At 72.8% G+C, this 17874-nt stretch carries 12 protein-coding genes; 6 read left to right on the top strand and 6 right to left on the bottom strand.

The window, feature by feature from the left end; all coding sequences use genetic code 11:
* Positions 1-23: 23 nt before the first annotated feature.
* The 3 genes from coaD to recG form a co-directional block, all read right to left on the bottom strand.
* Positions 24-503 (bottom strand): pantetheine-phosphate adenylyltransferase, encoded by a 480-nt coding sequence (gene coaD, locus ABZ930_RS19030; protein ID WP_181512748.1) that lies wholly within the window; start codon positions 501-503, stop codon positions 24-26.
* A 26-nt stretch (positions 504-529) separates the two neighbouring features.
* On the bottom strand, positions 530-1126 hold the full coding sequence (gene rsmD / locus ABZ930_RS19025) for a 16S rRNA (guanine(966)-N(2))-methyltransferase RsmD (RefSeq protein ID WP_361549113.1): 597 nt from the start codon (positions 1124-1126) through the stop codon (positions 530-532).
* 122 nt (positions 1127-1248) lie between these two features.
* On the bottom strand, positions 1249-3471 hold the full coding sequence (gene recG, locus ABZ930_RS19020; RefSeq protein WP_361549111.1) for an ATP-dependent DNA helicase RecG: 2223 nt from the start codon (positions 3469-3471) through the stop codon (positions 1249-1251).
* A 185-nt stretch (positions 3472-3656) separates the two neighbouring features.
* On the opposite strand from recG, the gene ABZ930_RS19015 reads away from it, so the two are divergent.
* On the top strand, positions 3657-5495 hold the full coding sequence (locus ABZ930_RS19015; protein WP_361549109.1) for an HSP90 family protein: 1839 nt from the start codon (positions 3657-3659) through the stop codon (positions 5493-5495).
* Positions 5492-8230, top strand: a complete 2739-nt coding sequence (locus ABZ930_RS19010; RefSeq protein ID WP_361549108.1) for a tetratricopeptide repeat protein — start codon at positions 5492-5494, stop codon at positions 8228-8230. Before ABZ930_RS19015 ends, ABZ930_RS19010 begins: the two co-directional genes overlap by 4 nt.
* A 15-nt stretch (positions 8231-8245) precedes the next feature.
* Here ABZ930_RS19010 and ABZ930_RS19005 read toward each other — a convergent pair whose 3' ends face one another.
* Positions 8246-9937 carry a DAK2 domain-containing protein gene (locus tag ABZ930_RS19005; RefSeq protein WP_361549106.1) on the bottom strand — a complete coding sequence of 564 codons (1692 nt, stop codon included), beginning with the start codon at positions 9935-9937 and terminating at the stop codon, positions 8246-8248.
* Positions 9938-10203: 266 nt separating this feature from the next.
* Here ABZ930_RS19005 and rpmB point away from each other — a divergent pair, with 266 nt between their 5' ends.
* From rpmB to ABZ930_RS18990, 3 genes are all read left to right on the top strand, one after another.
* A complete protein-coding gene (gene rpmB, locus ABZ930_RS19000; protein ID WP_003957616.1) occupies positions 10204-10389 on the top strand; it encodes a 50S ribosomal protein L28 in 186 nt (61 codons plus the stop codon).
* A 144-nt stretch (positions 10390-10533) separates the two neighbouring features.
* Entirely contained in the window at positions 10534-13548 is a 3015-nt protein-coding gene (locus tag ABZ930_RS18995) for a BTAD domain-containing putative transcriptional regulator (protein WP_361549104.1), read from the top strand.
* Positions 13549-13646: 98 nt separating this feature from the next.
* Entirely contained in the window at positions 13647-15026 is a 1380-nt protein-coding gene (locus ABZ930_RS18990; protein WP_361549102.1) for an FAD-dependent monooxygenase, read from the top strand.
* Here ABZ930_RS18990 and thiD read toward each other — a convergent pair.
* Entirely contained in the window at positions 14972-15904 is a 933-nt protein-coding gene (gene thiD, locus ABZ930_RS18985; RefSeq protein ID WP_361549100.1) for a bifunctional hydroxymethylpyrimidine kinase/phosphomethylpyrimidine kinase, read from the bottom strand. The genes ABZ930_RS18990 and thiD overlap by 55 nt on opposite strands.
* On the bottom strand, positions 15901-16893 hold the full coding sequence (locus tag ABZ930_RS18980) for a thiamine-phosphate kinase (protein WP_361549098.1): 993 nt from the start codon (positions 16891-16893) through the stop codon (positions 15901-15903). The genes thiD and ABZ930_RS18980 overlap by 4 nt, the downstream gene beginning before the upstream one ends.
* Positions 16894-17582: 689 nt before the next feature.
* Between ABZ930_RS18980 and ABZ930_RS18975 the strand changes: the two genes are divergently transcribed.
* Positions 17583-17816, top strand: a complete 234-nt coding sequence (locus ABZ930_RS18975; RefSeq protein ID WP_016642988.1) for an Lrp/AsnC ligand binding domain-containing protein — start codon at positions 17583-17585, stop codon at positions 17814-17816.
* Positions 17817-17874 lie beyond the last annotated feature (58 nt).

Genomic DNA, 17874 nt, shown 5'->3' with positions numbered 1-17874 from the left:
TAAGCCCAACTGGTGCGTGCGTGTCACTTCTTGGGGAGGCGCTCAGTCAGGGACGCGTGCACGACCGGCGGGACCAGGTGCGACACGTCGCCGCCCCAGGCCGCGACCTCCTTGACGAGCGAGGAGGACAGGAAGCTGTAGGTGGGGTTGGTGGGGACGAAGAGCGTCTCCACCCCGGACAGACCGATGTTCATCTGCGCCATCTGCAGCTCGTAGTCGAAGTCGCTGACGGCGCGCAGGCCCTTCACGATGGCCGGAATGTCGCGCTGCTTGCAGAAGTCGACGAGGAGGCCGTGGAAGGCCTCCACCTCCACGTTGCCGAACTCGCCGGTGACCTCGCGGATCAGCTCGATGCGCTCGTCGACGGTGAAAAGGCCCTGCTTCGACTTGTTGATCATCACCGCGACATGCACCACGTCGTACAGCTTCGAGGCGCGGGCGATGATGTCGAGGTGGCCGTTGGTGATGGGGTCGAACGACCCGGGACAGACTGCGCGGCGCACGGGAAGTCCCTCGCTCTCCGGTCCGGTCATCGTGCGTCGTCGCACGTGAGGGTGGTGTTCAAGGCGGCGCGACCGTACCAAAACGTGCCCTCGCCGTATCGACGGGACCTCAGCCCCTCGAACCCGTCCGGCCACCGGAATTCGCCGCCTCTTGTACTGCGTTCAACGGTGACGAGCGCTTCGTCCGCGAGCCAGCCCTGGGCCCGGAGTGTGAGCAGGATCTCCCGAAGATCGTCGTCGGAGACGGCGTACGGAGGGTCGAGAAAGACCAGGTCGTAGGGTGCGGCCGGCGGCGGGCCCGCGACGACTTGTTCCGCTTTTCCGGTACGTGCTTCCGCTCCCGGGAGGCCGATCGCCCTGATGTTCTCCCGGATGGTGCGGGCGGCCCGGGCATCGGCCTCGACGAGCAGCGCGTGCGCGGCGCCGCGGGAGAGCGCTTCCAGGCCGACGGCTCCGGACCCGGCGTAGAGGTCGGCGATGCGGGCGCCGTCGAGGGTGCCGAGCAGGGCCTGCCAGGTCGAGAAGAGGCCCTCGCGTGCCCGGTCGGAGGTGGGGCGGGTGCCGTTCCCCGGCGGCACGGCCAAGCGGCGTCCGCCTGCGCGCCCGGCGATCACGCGGGTCATCTCGGTTCCCGGTCCTTGTCCGTTGTCGTTCGGCCTGCTGGTCAGTGTGGGTCCAGTGTGTCAGGGCAGGGTCGGACCCCGCTTCCCGGGCGGCCTAGCCCTGCCCCTCCGGGAGACGACCGTCACCCCTTGTCCAGGTACTGCTCCCGCTCGGCGTCCAGCAACGCGTCCAGCGCCGTCCGCAGCCCCGGCAGGCGCTCCAGCTCCGGATCGGCGGCGACCACCTTCGTCGCCTCCTCCCGCGCCTCGGCGATGATCTCCTCGTCCTCGATGACGGTGAGCATCCGCAGCGAGGACCGGACGCCGGACTGGGCCTGCCCGAGCACATCGCCCTCGCGCCGCTGCTCCAGGTCGATCCGGGACAGCTCGAACCCGTCCAGCGTCGAGGCGACGGCGCCCAGCCGGGCGCGCGCGGGGCTCGCCTCGGGCATCTCGGTGACCAGCAGGCACAGTCCGGCCGCCGAGCCGCGCCCGACGCGGCCGCGCAGCTGGTGGAGCTGGGAGACACCGAAGCGATCGGCGTCCATGATCACCATCGCTGTGGCGTTCGGCACGTTCACCCCGACCTCGATGACGGTCGTGGCGACCAGGACGTCGGTCTCCCCCGCGGCGAACCGCCGCATCACGGCGTCCTTGTCGTCGGGGTGCATCCGGCCGTGCAGCACCTCGACCTTGAGGCCCTGGAGCGCGCCGTGCGCCAGCTCGTCGGCGATGTCGAGCACCGCGAGCGGCGGCCGCTTCTCCGCCTCGTCCTCGGCGGACTTCTTCTTGCCCTTCTTGGGCTTGTCGTCCTCGTCGTCGCCGATGCGCGGGCAGACGACGTACGCCTGATGCCCGTTCTCCACTTCCTCTCGCACGCGCTCCCACGCGCGAGCGAGGAAGTGCGGCTTGTCGGCGGCGGGGACGACATGGCTGGCGATCGGCGAGCGACCGGCGGGCAGCTGGTCGAGGACCGAGGTCTCCAGGTCGCCGAAGACCGTCATGGCGACCGTGCGCGGGATCGGTGTGGCGGTCATGACCAGCAGGTGCGGCGGCTGCTTGCCCTTGGAGCGCAGGGCGTCGCGCTGCTCGACGCCGAACCGGTGCTGCTCGTCCACCACGACCAGGCCCAGATCGAGGAACTGCACCTTGTCCTCGATCAGCGCGTGCGTGCCGATGACGATGCCGGCCTCGCCGGTGACGAGGTCGAGCAGCGGCTGCTTGCGGGCGGCGGTGCCCATGGAGCCGGTGAGCAGCACCACCTTGGTGGAGTGCTCGGCGCCGCCGAGCATGCCGCTCTCGGCCAGCTCGCCCATCATCTCGGTGATTGAGCGGTGGTGCTGCTGGGCGAGGACCTCGGTGGGCGCGAGCATGGCGGCCTGACCGCCCGCGTCGACGACGGCGAGCATCGCGCGCAGGGCGACCATCGTCTTGCCGGAGCCGACCTCGCCCTGGAGCAGCCGGTGCATCGGATGCTCGGTGGCCAGGTCGTCGAAGATCTCCTTGGAGACCTTCTGCTGGCCGTCGGTGAGCGTGAACGGCAGCTTGGCGTCGAAGGCCGTCAGCAGTCCGTCCGCCTTCGGCTCGCGGGCGACGGCGGTCAGCTGGGTGTCCGCGAACCGGCGTCTGGCGAGGGCGACCTGGAGCACGAACGCCTCGTCCCACTTGAGGCGGGCGCGGGCGTCGGCGATGTCCGCCTTCGTGTGCGGCCGGTGGATCTTGAGCAGCGCCTCGGGGAGCGGCACGAGACCACGGCCCTCGCGCAGTGACTCCGGGAGCGGGTCGATCGCCTCCGGTGCGCTGGGCAGCGCGAGGTCGACGGCCTTGGCGATCTTCCAGGACTCCAGCTTGGCGGTGGCCGGGTAGATCGGCAGGAGGGCGCCGGCCCAGGAGCCGACGGCCTCAGCCGCTTCGGCGGCGCCGTCTGTTCCGTCAGCGGGATCGGCGCGCAGCAACTGGTACGCGGGGTGCGCCAGTTGCATCTTCCGGTTGAACACCGAGACCTTGCCGGCGAACATCGCGCGCGTACCCGGCAGCAGCTCCTTGTGCGGCTTGTGGATGCCCTTGCCGAAGAAGACGAGCTGGATCTGGCCGCTGCCGTCGGTGATGGTGACTTCGAGGCGCTGTCCGCTGCCGCCGTTGAACCTCAGGACGCGGGCGGTCGCGACCTGGGCGACGACCGTGACGTGCTCGTCCAGCGGCAGCTCCGCGAGGCGCGTCAGCTCACCGCGCTCGGCGTATCTGCGCGGGTAGTGGTGGAGCAGGTCTCCGACGGTGTGCAGGTCCAGATGCTCGGCCATCACCTTCGCGGTGGCGGGGCCGAGCACCTTCTTCAGCGGTTCTTCGAGCACGGGCACGAGATCCATTGCACACCACGCCACTGACAATCCTCGGCAGGTCCCCGGAACCCGCGCCCCGGGATCCCCGAAAGCCGCTGGTCGGAAGGGGCTTCCCGGCCCTAGGATGACCGCCTCCCGCCCCTTTTCGCGGTCACCTCACGCAGGGCCGCCCGACCCGCGCCGTCGCCCGTCCCCCCACCGGCGCAGCGACGATGGATTCCCAGACTTCTCACGATGCCCAGCGCGCCCAGGCGCCGCACACGTTCCAGGTCGACCTGCGCGGTCTCGTCGATCTGCTCTCCCACCACCTGTACTCCAGTCCCAAGGTCTACCTGCGTGAGCTGCTGCAGAACGCGGTGGACGCCATCACCGCCCGCCGCGCCGAGCAGCCCGACGCCCCGGCCACCGTGCGGCTGTTCGCCGAGGGCGGCGCGCTGCGGGTCGAGGACTCCGGCATCGGTCTGACCGAGTCGGACGTGCACAGCCTGCTCGCGACGATCGGCCGCAGCTCCAAGCGCGGCGACGGCCTGGAGTCGGCCCGCGCCGACTTCCTGGGCCAGTTCGGCATCGGGCTGCTCGCGTGCTTCGTGGTCGCCGAGCGGATCCGGGTGGTCAGCCGCAGCGCCCGTACGCCGGACGCGCCGCCCGTCGAGTGGACGGCCCGCGACGACGGTTCGTACACGGTCCGTACGCTCCCGGACGCGGCCCGCGCCGAGCCGGGGACGACCGTGCATCTGGAGGCCCGCGCGGGGGCTGCCGACTGGCTGTCCGAGGAGCGGGTGCTGTCGCTCGCGCGGGACTTCGGTTCGCTGCTGCCGTACGACGTGCGGGTGGGCGGGACGCCGGTGACGGATCTGCCGGCGGTCTGGAACCGCGCGTATCCGACGCCGGCCGGCCGCCGGGTCGCGCTGGCCCGCCACTGCCACGACCTGTTCGGCTTCACGCCGCTGGACTCCATCGACCTGGACGTGCCGCTCGCGGGCATCCGGGGCGTCGCGCACGTCCTGCCGCAGGCGGTCAGCCCGGCCCAGCGCGCGGGCCACCGAGTGCACCTGAAGGGCATGCTGCTGACGGAGCGGGCCGAGCAGCTGCTGCCCGACTGGGCCTTCTTCGTGCGCTGCGTGATCGACACGGACAGCCTGCGGCCCACCGCCTCGCGCGAGTCCCTGTACGAGGACGAGACCCTGGCCGCCGTCCGGGAGGCCCTGGGCGAGCGCATCCGGGAGTGGCTGACAACGCTCGCCGCGGGCGATCCGGAGCGTCTCGCCGCCTTCCTGTCGGTGCACCACCTCGGGGTGAAGTCCCTTGCGCGGCACGACAAGGAGATGCTGCGCACGATGCTTCCGTGGCTGCCGTTCGAGACGACGGACGGGCGGCTCTCCCTGGAGGAGTTCGCGCAGCGCCATCCCGTCGTGCACTTCACGCGGACCGTGGAGGAGTTCCGGCAGGTCGCGCCGATCGCTTCGGCGCAGGGCATCGGGGTCGTCAACGGCGGCTACACGTACGACGCCGATCTGGTCGAGGCGCTGCCCTCGGTCCGCCCGGGCACGCCGGTGGCGGAGCTGGACGCGGACACCGTGACCGCGCACCTGGACTCGATCGATCCGGCCGAGGAGCTGGCCCTGTCGGCGTTCCTCGCGGCGGCCAGGACCCGGCTCGACCCGCTGGGCTGCGACGTCGTCCTGCGGGCCTTCCATCCGCTGACGGTGCCCGCGCTGCATCTGGACGACCGGTCGGCCCGCCACGAGCAGGCGCGCGCGGAGGCCGAGGCGCAGGCCGACGACCTGTGGGCGGGCATCCTGGGTTCGCTGCGCGGCAGCGCCCCACGCGCGCGTCTCGTCCTCAACCACCTCAACCCACTGATCCGCAGGGTGAGTTCCCTGGGGGACGCGGAGCTGATCGGAACGGCCGCCGAGGCCCTCTACGGGCAGGCCCTGCTGATGGCCCAGCGTCCACTGCGCCCCGCCGACTCGGCGCTCCTCAACCGCTCGTTCATCGGCCTCCTTGAGTGGGCCACGCACCCCGGCACCGGAAAGGAAGACACCCGATGAACGGGACCGAGGAGATCATCGACCTGGACTCCCTGCGGCGCGCGATGGCGGAGAACGCCGCGCAGCCCGAGGGCCCGGCCCGCGGCGCCCGCGCGGAGCAGCTGCTCGCCGGGGCGGAGAAGCTCTCCGAGCCCCTCGCGGTCGTCGAGGCGCTCGGCCACCAGCTGCAGATGTACAACTACAGCTCCGAGAAGGACAAGATGTTCGTCCCCTTCGCGCGCCTGCTGCGCATGTGGGACGAGCACCCCGAGGAGTTCGACGCCTACGAGGCGCACTCGCTGCACTGGGTCTTCAAGTGGATGTCGGGCGGCATGCTCAACCAGCCGCACATCCCGCTCGCCTCCATGGAGAAGTGGCTCGGCGAGATGGAGCACCGCTACCGGGTGGCCGGGCACTCCGAACGGGCCGTGCGGATGAGCGAGTTCTACGTCGCCGACCACATCGGCGACGAGGAGCGGGCCACGCGCGCGTACGAGGCGTGGCTGGCCGCCGACCGCGACGAGATGGCGGACTGCCACGCCTGTGAGCTGAACGGCCAGGGTGCCCGCCAGTCGGACCTGCGCGACGACGAGCGGGCCCTGGAGCTGTGGCGGCCCGTCCTGGAGGGCGAGCACAAGTGCGCCCACGAGCCGCACGCCACGCTCGCGGCCTCACTGCTGCCCCTGCTGCGTCTGGACCGCCCGGCGGAGGCCCGCGCGAACCATCTGCGCGGCTACCGCCTGGTCCGGCAGATGGAGTCCATGCGGGGCGCGTTCGCCTCGCACGTGGAGTTCTGCGCCCTGACCGGCAACGAGGCCCGCGCCATCGAACTGCTCTCCGAACGCCCCGCCTACTTCACCGACAGCGGCAATCCGGACGGCCTGATGGACTTCCTGTCCGTGACGACTCTGGTGATGGACCGGCTGGTCGCGCTCGGTCTGGGTGAGCAGAGCGTTCCGGGCCCCTCGGGGCGGACCTGGACCGCGGCCGGTCTCGCGGTGCACGCGCGCGTGGAGGCGCAGTCCCTCGCGTCCCGGTTCGACGAGCGCAACGGCACCGACCGGGTGGGCCGGCGGGTGCGGGAGCGGATGGATCAGCGGCCGCTGCTCGACAGGCTCCCGCTGGGCGTACGGGTCGTGCGGCCGGTGGCCCCGCGGCCGGTCACAGCGGTGGCCGCGCCCGTCGAGCAGCCCGCCGACGCCTCGGCGCTGGTCGCCGAGGCGCGCCGGCTCTCCGCCGAGCAGGGCGGCCCGGACGCCGGTCTCGCCTGGGAGCGGGCCGCGCGGGCCGCGGAGGCGGAGGGCCTGGAGCTCACCGTCCACGACCGGGCCGAGATAGCCGACTACGGCGCGATGGGCACCGCCGACGACGGCGTCGAACTGTTCGCCCGCGCGGCCGAGTTGTACGAGACCGCCGGCGATCCGGAGGAAGCCAGGGCGGCACGCGCGCGGGGCGCGTACGCGCTGTCCCACGCGGGCCGCACGGACGAGGCGCTGGCGGCGATCCGGGAGCCGTACGAGCAGGTGCTCGCGGCCCTCCCCGGTCTGGACGCCACGACGGCCCGTCCGGCGGCGGCCGTCCTGGCCTGCCGCGCGCGCATCCTGCTCCAGGCACACTCCGGAGACGCGGCGGACGCCGAGATCGGCGAGGCAGAGGCGTGCGTACGTCAGCTGCTCACGCTCGTCGAGCCGTTCGCGGACGTGCCGCGGCTCGCCTCGCAGGCGGCCGCGGCCCGCTCGATGCTCGGGGACATCGCACTGCACCGGGGCGACACGGAAGCGGCCACGGAGCTGTACGAGCGGGCGACCGCCGAGCATGTGGCGACGGGACGGCCCTGGCTGGCCGTCGACAGCGAGGTGCGTCTCGCGGGGCTGGCCCGCGACCGGGAGGACGCCCAGGGAGCCGAGCGCGCGCTGCGGGCCGCCCTGGAGCACGGTGCCGGATATCTGGAACCGATGGGGGCGGCCCAGCTCCACCTCCAGCTGGCCGACGTCCTCGCGGCGGGCGGGCAGTTCGCGTCCGCGGCCGACCACGCCCTGGAGGCCACGCACTGGGCCGACGAGGCCGGTGAGAGCGCGGGGCTCGGCGCCTGGGCCCGGTTCCAGCTGGGGGGCCATCTGCTGCGCGCGGAGCGCATGGCCGAGGCCGCGGAGGTCCTGGAGTCGGCGCTGCTCGACCTGTCCGCCGACGACCACGGCGACGGCACGATCGTGCAGGCCCACTGGTGGCTCGGCGACTGTGCCCGCGCGCTCGGCGAGCATGTGCAGGCCGCGCAGGCATGGCTGAGGGCGGCGGAGATCGCCCAGCACTGGCCCGAGCAGCGCGATCACGCGATGCTCGCCAACCTGGCGGCGGACGCCCTGGACCGGGCGGGCCGTCCGGAGGAGGCGGACCGGGCCTACGTGCGCGCGGGCGAGCTGTGGGCCTCCTTGGGGCAGGTGCCCGCCGTGGTGCGGTGCCTGCGCGCGCGTGCCTGGCTGGACTCCGCGTCCGCGGACGACGAGCGGGAGCTGATGGGCGCGGCGATCCACACCTGCGAGGAAGCGCTGCGGTCGTCCGACGGGGACGTCCGGCTCGCCGTGCTGTCCGACCTGGGCCATACGCACCGACAGTTCGCGGAACTGCTCGAGCGGCGCGACGAGACCGCGGACACCGCGGCGCATCTGGAGTCCGCCGCCGCGGCGTTCGGCGAGGCAGGGGACGAGGAGCGCCGTGCCGAGGCGGAAGGGGCCCTGGCCGCGCTGCGGGCGCGCTGAGCGGCCGCCGGGCGCCTACTCGACCCCGATGAGCAGCAGCGCCGACTGCCGTCCGCCCCGGTAGACCACGGTGTCGACGGCCAGATGAGCCTCGCGGACGTGCCGTTCCAGCGCGTCCGCGACCTCGTCCGGCACGTCGTCGCCCAGGACGAGCGTGACGAGTTCGCCGCCCGCCGCGAGCATCCGGTCGAGCACCGTGCGGGCGGTCGTCGGGACCTCGTGGCCGATGACGGCCACGTCCCCGTCGATGAGCCCCAGCACGTCCCCGGCCTGGCAGATGCCGGCCATGGTCCAGGACTGGCGCTCGGCGACGGCCAGTTCGGCGTAGCGGGTGGCGCCCGCGGCCGAGGTCATGGCGACGACGTCCTCGTCGAAGCGGCGGTCGGGCTCGTGCACGGCGAGCGCGGCGATGCCCTGGACCGCGGACCGGGTGGGGATCAGGGCGACCCGTACGCCTTCGGAGCGGGCCTGCTCGGCGGCCGCCGCGGCGGTGTGCCGCAGTTCGGCGTCGTTGGGCAGCAGCACCACCTCGCGCGCGTGTGCGCGCCGGATCGCCTCGACCAGTTCACCGCTGGCGGGCGGCTCACCGGGCCGGTCGGGCACGGTGGTCGCGCCGGCCTCCGCGTACAGCCCCGCGAGCCCGTCCCCCGGCACGACGGCGACCACGGCCCGCTGCGCGCGCTCGCGCGGCGGTGCGGCGGCGCGGTCGGCGTGGACGTCGCCGAGGCCGAAGTGTGTGATGCGGATGCGGTACGGCCGCCCGGCCTCGACGCCCGCCTCCACGGCCGCGCCCGCGTCGTCGACGTGCACATGCACGTTCCACAGCCCCTCCCCGCCGACGACGACCAGAGAGTCGCCGAGGGCGTCGAGCCGGGTCCGCAGCCGGGCCACGGCCCGGTCGTCGGCCTCCAGGAGGTAGACGACCTCGAAGGCGGGTCCGGCGACGGCGTGCTCATCGGGGCACTCCAGTTCGGCGTCGGCGGAAACGGCGTCCACGCGCGCGTGCGCTTCCACCTGCCGCTGCCGCCACACCGGCACGGCGTTGCCGGAGACGGCCTGGCTCAGCGCTCCCAGTACGGCGACGAGTCCTCTCCCGCCGGCGTCCACGACCCCGGCGCTGCCGAGGGCGGCGAGCTGTCCCGGTGTCGCGTCGAGCGCCGCGCAGGCGCCTTCGTAGGCGACCCGCGCCACGGCCCCGCAGTCGCCGTCCGTGCCGGCGGCCGCGTCCGCGGCCGCCGTCGCGACCGTGAGGACCGTGCCCTCCACGGGGTGGGCGACCGCCTCGCGCGCGGACTCCGCGGCCCGCCGGAGCGCCAGCCGCAGCGCCGCTCCGTCGGCCGGATCCCCGTGATCTCCCTCACGCAGGTGCCCGTCGGCGAGTACCTGGGACATGCCGCGCAGCAGCTGGGCGAGGATCGTCCCCGAATTGCCCCGGGCGCCGATGAGGGCGCCGTGCGCCATGGCGCGCATCACGTCGGGCAGCGCGGGAGCGGCGGGTTCGAGCCCGGTGAAGACCGCCTCGACCGCCTGATGGGCGGACTCCACGGTCAGATACAGGTTGGTGCCGGTGTCGCCGTCCGCGACGGGGTACACATTGATCGCGTCGATCTCCGCGCGCTCTCTGCCGAGCGCTTCCAGAGCGAGTGAGCACCAGGCGCGTACCGCGGCTACGTCGAGTACGTGTCGCACCTGCGGCACCTGCGGCACCTACGCCTCCTTCGAGCGGCGGGACTGGCACGCAGAGTAGACCCCGGCGCGGAGCCGCCCGGGAAGAGGGCCTGGTCCGAGGCCCGGGGACAGCGGCCCGGGCAACCATGGTAGTTTCGTTGTATCGAAGCAGCCGTTGTATGCTGCTCCGGTTGCCCGATAACCATCGGGCCATCCCCCTGGCACCGCCACTCAGATCCTTTCCGATCTCGATCCCGGCATGCCGGGATTAACCGTAAGTGCATCTGAAGTCTTTGGAGTGACCCGTGGCTGCCAACTGCGACGTCTGCGGCAAGGGGCCGGGCTTCGGCAACAACATTTCGCACTCGCACCGCCGTACGTCTCGCCGCTGGAACCCGAACATCCAGCGTGTGCGTGCAGTGGTCGGGCGGACGCCGAAGCGGCTCAACGTCTGCACCTCGTGCATCAAGGCCGGCAAGGTCTCGCGCTGACGTTACGCGTAGCGCGGCCACCTCGCTGGTTGCTTGAAGAAGCCGGTCCCCTCGGGGACCGGCTTCTTCGTTTTCCCCGTGCGCGCCGCCGGGGGATCCGTGATCGCGACCGCGACTGTCAGTGGCGGCTGCCAGACTCTGCGCATGCGGTTCGGCATCCTCGGCCCCCTCGACGTGCGGGCCTCTGACGGCAGCCCCCTGGACCCCGGCGGGCCGCGGCCGCGCGCCCTGCTGACCCTGCTCCTCCTGGACGCGGGCCGCACCGTCTCGGCGGATCGCCTGATCGACGGCCTGTACGGCGAGAACCCACCGGCCGGAGCGGCGAACGCTCTGCAGTCGCAGGTCTCACGGCTGCGCAAGCGCCTGGACCTGGAGATCGAGTCGGGTCCGGCCGGGTACCGGCTCACGGTGGCCCCGGACGCCGTGGACCTGCATCGCTTCGAGCGGCTTGCGCGCGAGGGCGGGCAGGCGCTGGCCGCAGGGGACGCCGCGCGCGCCGCGGCGCTGCTGCGCGAGGGCCTGGGCCTGTGGCGCGGTCCGGCCCCGTTCGATCTGCCGCGCCTGGACGAGTTGCGGCTCGGCGCGACGCAGGACCGGATCGAGGCGGACCTCGCCCTGGGCGGCGGCGCCGACCTGGTCGCCGAGGTCCGCGAACTGCTGGCTCTGCATCCCCTCAGCGAGCGCCTGTACGGGCTGCTGATGCGCACACTGCACGCGGCGGGCCGTTCCGCGGAGGCACTGCGGGTCTACGAGGAGGCGCGGCGCACGCTCACCGACGAGCTGGGGGCCGATCCGTCCGCGGAGCTCGCGGCACTTCACCTGGAGCTGTTGCGGGGGCAGGAGCCCGTTCGCGTGCGTGGGGTGCCCGCGCAGCTGACGCGGTTCGTGGGGCGGGCGGACGAGCTGTCCAGAATCGACGAGCTGCTTGCTGGGACACGTCTGGTGACGCTGACCGGTCCCGGCGGCGCGGGCAAGACCCGGCTGGCCTGCGAGGCGGCCCGCTCCCACGCGGACGTCTGTTACGTGGAGCTGGCGCCTCTGACCGAAGGGACCAGGATCCCGTACGCGATCCTCACCGCGCTCGGGGTACGCGAGGGGCTGCGCGGACCACACGGCACGGACGCCACGGACCGCCTCACGGCCGCCCTGGAGGACCGGGAGCTGCTGCTCGTGCTCGACAACTGCGAGCACGTGATCGCGGACGCCGCCAAGGTGGCGGGCCTCCTCCTGGGCGCCTGTCCGGGGTTGCGCGTCCTGGCGACGAGCCGGGAAGCGCTGGGACTCACCGGAGAGGCGCTGTGTCCGGTGCCGCCGCTCGCCTCGGGCCCGGCGGCCCAGCTGTTCCGGGACCGGGCCGCGGCGGTCCGCCCCGACTTCGAGGCACACGGGCACGCGCGCGTGGCGGCCATCGACGACATCTGCGCCGCCCTGGACGGGTTGCCGCTCGCGATCGAGCTGGCCGCGGCCCGGTTGCGCACGCTCACGGTGGCCGAACTCGCGGAGCGGCTGGACGACCGGTTCCGCGTTCTGTCCCGGGGCGATCGCACCAAGGCGCCGCGGCACCGCACCCTGCGGGCCGTCGTGGAGTGGAGCTGGGAGCTCCTCGACGAGGAGGAGCGGGACCTGGCGTGCCGGATGACCGTCTTCGCCGGCGGCGGCCTGTCCGGAGGCGCGACCTTGGACGCGGTGGAGGAGGTGTGCGGCGTTGCGTACCCGGAGGATCTCCTCGCCTCCCTCGCCGAGAAGTCGTTCCTGGAGGCGACCGACGGCCGCTATCGGATGCTGGAGACGATCCGCGCCTTCTGCGCCGAGCAGCTTCAGGACGGCACGCTCGGGGAGCTGCGGGACGCGCACGCCGGGTACTACCTGCGCCTCGCGGAGGAGGCCGAGCCGCGGCTGCGCGGGCACGATCAGCTGCCCTGGCTGGCCAGACTCTCCGCCGAGCAGGGCAATCTGGACGCGGCCCTGCTTCATCTCGTCGGGGCAGCTCCGCTCGACGGGCTGCGTCTCATGGCGGCCCTGTCGTGGTTCTGGCGGCTGCACGGCCTGGCGGGCGAGCGGGTGCCGCTCGCCCGCGCCCTGGTCGACGCGGTGGGGCCGACTCCCCCGCGCGGCCTGGAGGAGGAGTACGCGCTGTGCGGTCTGAACGCGGTGATGTCCGTGACCGGCGAGGAGGACGAGCAGCGGCTCGAGCGTGCCGATCAGGTCCTGGCCACCATCGACCGGCAGCTGAGACTGCCCTTCACCGTGGTCCTGTGGACCCTCGCGGTCGGCCCCGAGAGATCACGGGACGAGCGGGTCAGGGCACAGGTCGGGGACGACCCGTGGGGCCGGGCGCTGCTGTCCGTCGGGCTCGGCTTCCAGGAGCAGTTCGCGGGACGTCCCGCCGCGTCCGAGGCGTTGTTCGCGCAGGCGCTCGAGGGGTTCCGGGAGACCGGGGACCGGTGGGGCATGGCCAACTCCCTCGATCAGCTGGGGATGTTCGCGGACTGGCGCGGTGAGCGTACGCGCGCCCTGGCCCTGCTCGACGAAGCGCTCCGCTGTGCCCGGGACCTGGCGGCGCCGGAGGAGACCGCCGACCTGTTGTGCCGGCGCGGCGCCGTCCTGCTGCGCAGTGCCCGCTTCGAGGAGGCGATCGCCGACTTCGCGCGGGCGGCCGACCTCGCGCGCTCCGCAGGTGCTCCGGAGAAGGTGGCGGGCGCCCACTGGGGCATGGGGGACGCGGCACGGCTGGCCGGGGACCGGGCCCGTGCGCGTGAGCACTACGAGACCGCGCTGGGGATGCACGCGAGGTCCTGGTACAGCGTGGGCCAGACGGTGCACGTCTTCCTGGGGCTCGGCCGCACCGCTCTTGCCGAGGGGCGCCCGGAAGAGGCCGACGACTGGTTCCGGCAGGCCCGCGCGCTGTCCACCGACGGTGTGGCGCAGGGCCTCGAACTCGCGGTGGTGGCGGAGGCGTTGGCCGCCCGCGCGGAGGAGCCCGAGCGGGCCGCGACCCTGCTCGGCGCGGCGTCGGCGCTGCGCGGCCGTCTGATCGTCGACGACCCGGACGTGACCCCGCTCGAACAGCGGCTCCGGCGGATGCTGGCCCCCGAGGTGTTCAAAAAGGCATTCGAGCTGGGCGGGAGCCTGCGGGAAGCCGCCGTCGTGGACCTGTGACGGTCCCGACGCCCTCGGACCGCCTTGGTTCCGCGCCGGTAAGGCACGGTCAGCCGGCGGTCAGCGAACGGTAAGCGCCGGGCCGCAAGCTCACTGCCATGACGAAGCAGACGCACGACACCGCAGCTCACACGGACAGCTCCCACACCGGCGATGCCCACACCGGCGGACTCCACACCGGCGCCCCCGGCCCCGGCGATCCCCGCACCGGTGAACTCCGCACAGACGAACCCCGCACCACCGACGCCCTGGCCCACCTCGACGTGCTGGTCTCCGGCGCCAGCATCGCCGGGCCCGCGATCGCCTTCTGGCTCTCCCGCCAGGGCGCTCGCGTCACGGTCGTCGAGAAGGCGGCGGCGCTGCGCGAGGGCGGCTTCGCGGTCGACTTCCGCGGCGCCGTCCACCGCACCGTCCTCACCCGCATGGGCATCTGGGACGACCTGCACCGCATCCAGACCGCGATGGGCCGCCAGACGATCGTGAACGCGGACGACACCGACCGGGTGGACCTGCCCGCGCATCTGATGAGCGGCGACGTCGAGGTGTTCCGCGGCGACCTCTCCCGGCTCCTGTACGAGCGCACGAAGGACACGGTCGAGTACGTCTTCGGCGACTCGATCGCCTCGCTCACCGAGTCCGCCTCGGGGGTCGACATCACCTTCGACCACGGCGCTCCCCGCACCTTCGACCTGGTCGTCGGCGCGGACGGCCTGCACTCGCACACCCGTCGGCTCGTCTTCGGCGACGAGGCGCGGTACCTGCGCTTCTTCGATTACTACGTCGCCGGGTTCGACATGCCCAACCACCTGGGTCTCGACCGCACGGCCCGCCTGTACAGCGAGCCCGGGCGCACCGCGATGATCAACAACTACGACGGCGATCCCGACCGGGCCGGCGCAGCCGTCGTCTTCACGTCGGAGCAGCTCACCTACGACCGGCGGGACACCGCCCGGATCAAGCAGATCGTGGCCGGCAAGCTGCGCGGCATGGCCTGGCCGCACGTGGCGGAGATGATCGCCGCGCTCGAGACCGCGGACGATCTGTACTTCGACGCGATCGCCCAGATACACATCGACCGGCTCTCCCACGGCCGCGTGGTCCTGCTCGGCGACGCGGGGCACGGCGCCACGATGGGCGGCATCGGTACCGGCACGGCGCTGGTGTCGGCGTACGTCCTGGCGGGCGAGCTGGTGGCGGCCCGGGGCGATCATCGCACCGCGTTCGCCGCGTTCGAGGCTGAGATCACGAAGTACGCGAAGGGCTGCCAGAAGATATCCGGGAACGCGGGCCCGTTCCTCGCCCCGCCGACCGAGAAGAAGATCCGCAGTCGAGACCGGGTGTACCGGATGCTCGGCTCACGCGTCCTGGCGGGCTTCTTCAAACGACTGACCGAGAAGGCCGCGAGCGCCCTGGTCCTGAAGGACTACGGCCTGGCGGGCGAATCGGCCCCGGCCACCGCCTTGAACCGCCAGCCGTGATCCACGGGACCGATGCCGTCGCCCAGCGCGAACCCTGCGGCGATCGCCCCGGTCACGTACTCCTTGGCCGCGCGCACGGCCTCGGGCACCGACTGCCCCTTGGCCAGCTGGGCCGCGATCGCGGAGGCGAGGGTGCAGCCCGTGCCGTGCGTGTGGCGGTTGTCGTGGCGCGGTGCGCGCAGCCAGTGCTCCTCGGACCCGTCGGTCAGCAGATCCACGGCCTCCGCCGAGCCGGCCCCTGGACCACCGGCCGCCGAACCACTGCCCACCGAACCGCCGGCCGCCGAACCGCCGACCCCCGATCCTTCCGTCCCCGACCCACCGGAGCCCAGATGACCACCCTTGATGACCACCCATCGCGGCCCGAAAGCCAGCACTGCGGCAGCCGCCACGCGCATCTCCTTCTCCGACTCCACCTGGATGCCGGTGAGTTGGGCGACCTCGTCGAGGTTGGGCGTCGCCACGGTGGCGGTCGGCAGCAGCTTGGTGCGGACGGCGTCCAGCGCGGAGGCGGCGAGCAGCGCGTCCCCGTGCTTGGACACGCCGACCGGGTCGACGACGACCGGGGCATCGGTGCCGGCCAGCAACTCGGCGACGCATTCCACGAGTTCGGGAGAGGCGAGCATCCCGGTCTTGACGGCCTGCACCCCGATGTCGTCGACGACACTGCGGTACTGGGCACGCACGGCTTCCACGGGAAGCTCCCACGCTCCCTGTACACCGAGGGAGTTCTGCGCGGTGACGGCGGCGATGACACTCATGCCGTGGGTGCCGAGCGCCAGCATGGTCTTGAGGTCGGCCTGGATCCCGGCGCCGCCGCCGGAGTCGGACCCGGCGACGGTCAGTACCCGCACCGGCCCCGTGACATCGGCGCTCACGACTCGATCTCCCCGCCGAAGCCGCCGGAGAGGCCGTCGCCGAAGTGGTCCCAGCCGCCCGTGCTGGTCCAGGGCGCACCGTCGACGGTCACCTGGGGCAGGGCCGAGGGGTTGAGGACCTCGCCGATCACCTTCCAGCGGGCAGGCAGCTTCACGTCCGGCGGGAAGGTGGCCACGATCGCGTGGTCCTCACCTCCGGTGAGCACCCACTGGAGCGGGTCCACACCGACGGCCTGGCCGATGTCCTTCATCTGGGACGGCACGTCCACGTTGGCGGACACGAGGTCGATGCGGCACTTGCTGGCCTCGGCGATGTGGCCCAGGTCGGCGATGAGGCCGTCGCTCACGTCGCACATGGCGGTGGCGCCGAGCCCGGCCGCGGCGGGGCCGGCGTCGTACGGGGGCTCGGGCCTGCGGTGTGCCTCGACGAAGGCGCGCGGGGAGCGGAAGCCCCGGGAGAGCACGGCGTATCCGGCCGCGGACCAGCCGAGCCAGCCGGTGACGGCGACGACGTCGCCGGGCTGGGCGCCGGCCCGGGTCACCGGGTCGTGGTTGCGCAGATCGCCGAGGGCGGTGATGGCGATGGTGATGGTGTCGCCGCGGACCACGTCACCGCCGACGACGGCGGCGCCGGCCACCTGGCACTCGTCGCGCAGTCCGTCCATCAGTTCCGAGGGCCAGGACGCCGGCAGTTCGGCGGGGACCACCAGGCCGAGGAGCAGCGCGGTGGGCACGGCGCCCATGGCGGCGATGTCGGCGAGGTTCTGGGCGGCGGCCTTGCGGCCGACGTCGTACGCCGTGGACCAGTCGCGCCTGAAATGCCGGTTCTCCAGCAGGACGTCGGTGCTGGCGACGACCCTGCGGTCCGGTGCCGCGACCACGGCGGCGTCGTCGCCGGGGCCGATCCGTACGGCCGGAGTGGTGGTGAGCCGTGAGGTCAGCTCTCTGATGAGGCCGAACTCCCCCAGTTCGCCGACGGTGCCCTTCATGTGCGTGCTGCCCTTTCTGTTCCGACCGGTTCCCGGCCCGCTGCCGGCTCCGCCCCGACCCACTCACAATCCCGAACCATCCCAGGGCAGGCCATTCGTGCGCCGCCCGCCCCCTTCAACGCCACCTCTGTGCCGGGCTGCCGGGGGTTCGAGGTTTCGGGACGTCGGGGTCGGAAGGACCGGTGGAGCACTGGGTCTCCAGCCTCCACGACCCCAGCCTCCACGACCCCGGCCGCCGAAGCACCCGCCTCCACGACGCTGCCCCCAAAGCCCCTCACTCCCGCGACACACGCCGCGGCGCCCGCGGGGGCCGGCGCGCCCCCGGCGGGGACCAGCGCTCCCCCGGAGTTCACCGCTCCCCCGGCGGTCGAGCGGTCGCGGCGGGTACGCGTCCTGGGTACCGTGGAGATCAGGGGTGCGCCCGCGGACGAATCCGCGGCCCCGCCGACTCGGGCGGCGTCCGCCGCGGCATCCACGGTCACGCCCGTAGAGTCCCTCACGGCCATGCCTTCCGCTTCCTCAGCTCGTCCCGAGGGGCCGCCCCGGCGACCGGCTGCGATCCCGCGTCCTCCCGGCCCGTATCCGGCGAGTGCGCCACAGCCGCCCCGGGTCTCCCCGCGACGAGCGGTGACGCGATACCGTGGCGTCCCTTCTCCCCACATGATCCTCGTGGCCGCCCTGGAGGTTCCGTGGTACAGGCGTACATCCTGATCCAGACCGAAGTTGGCAAGGCGTCGACCGTCGCCGAGCTGATCGGAAAGATTCCGGGAGTCATCCAGGCCGAGGACGTCACCGGCCCCTACGACGTGATCGTGCGCGCACAAGCGGACACGGTCGACGAACTGGGTCGCATGGTGGTCGCCAAGGTCCAGCAAGTGGACGGCATCACACGCACACTGACCTGCCCGGTCGTCCACCTGTAGCCCCCGTCTACCCTGAGCCGGTGAACTCTTTCCGTCACCGGCGCCGTCTTGGCCGTGT

The sequence above is a fragment of the Streptomyces sp. NPDC046716 genome (assembly GCF_040645755.1).
Classification (GTDB): Bacteria; Actinomycetota; Actinomycetes; order Streptomycetales; family Streptomycetaceae; genus Streptomyces.
This window is presented reverse-complemented; position numbering and strand designations above follow the sequence as displayed.

Coding starts and splice junctions, on each gene's coding strand:
- ABZ930_RS18995 (WP_361549104.1), top strand. CDS start 10,534: ATGCGGTTCGGCATCCTCGGCCCCCTCGACGTGCGGGCCTCTGACGGC.
- ABZ930_RS18990 (WP_361549102.1), top strand. CDS start 13,647: ATGACGAAGCAGACGCACGACACCGCAGCTCACACGGACAGCTCCCAC.
- rsmD (WP_361549113.1), bottom strand. CDS start 1,126: ATGACCCGCGTGATCGCCGGGCGCGCAGGCGGACGCCGCTTGGCCGTG.
- ABZ930_RS18980 (WP_361549098.1), bottom strand. CDS start 16,893: ATGAAGGGCACCGTCGGCGAACTGGGGGAGTTCGGCCTCATCAGAGAG.
- ABZ930_RS19010 (WP_361549108.1), top strand. CDS start 5,492: ATGAACGGGACCGAGGAGATCATCGACCTGGACTCCCTGCGGCGCGCG.
- recG (WP_361549111.1), bottom strand. CDS start 3,471: ATGGATCTCGTGCCCGTGCTCGAAGAACCGCTGAAGAAGGTGCTCGGC.
- ABZ930_RS19015 (WP_361549109.1), top strand. CDS start 3,657: ATGGATTCCCAGACTTCTCACGATGCCCAGCGCGCCCAGGCGCCGCAC.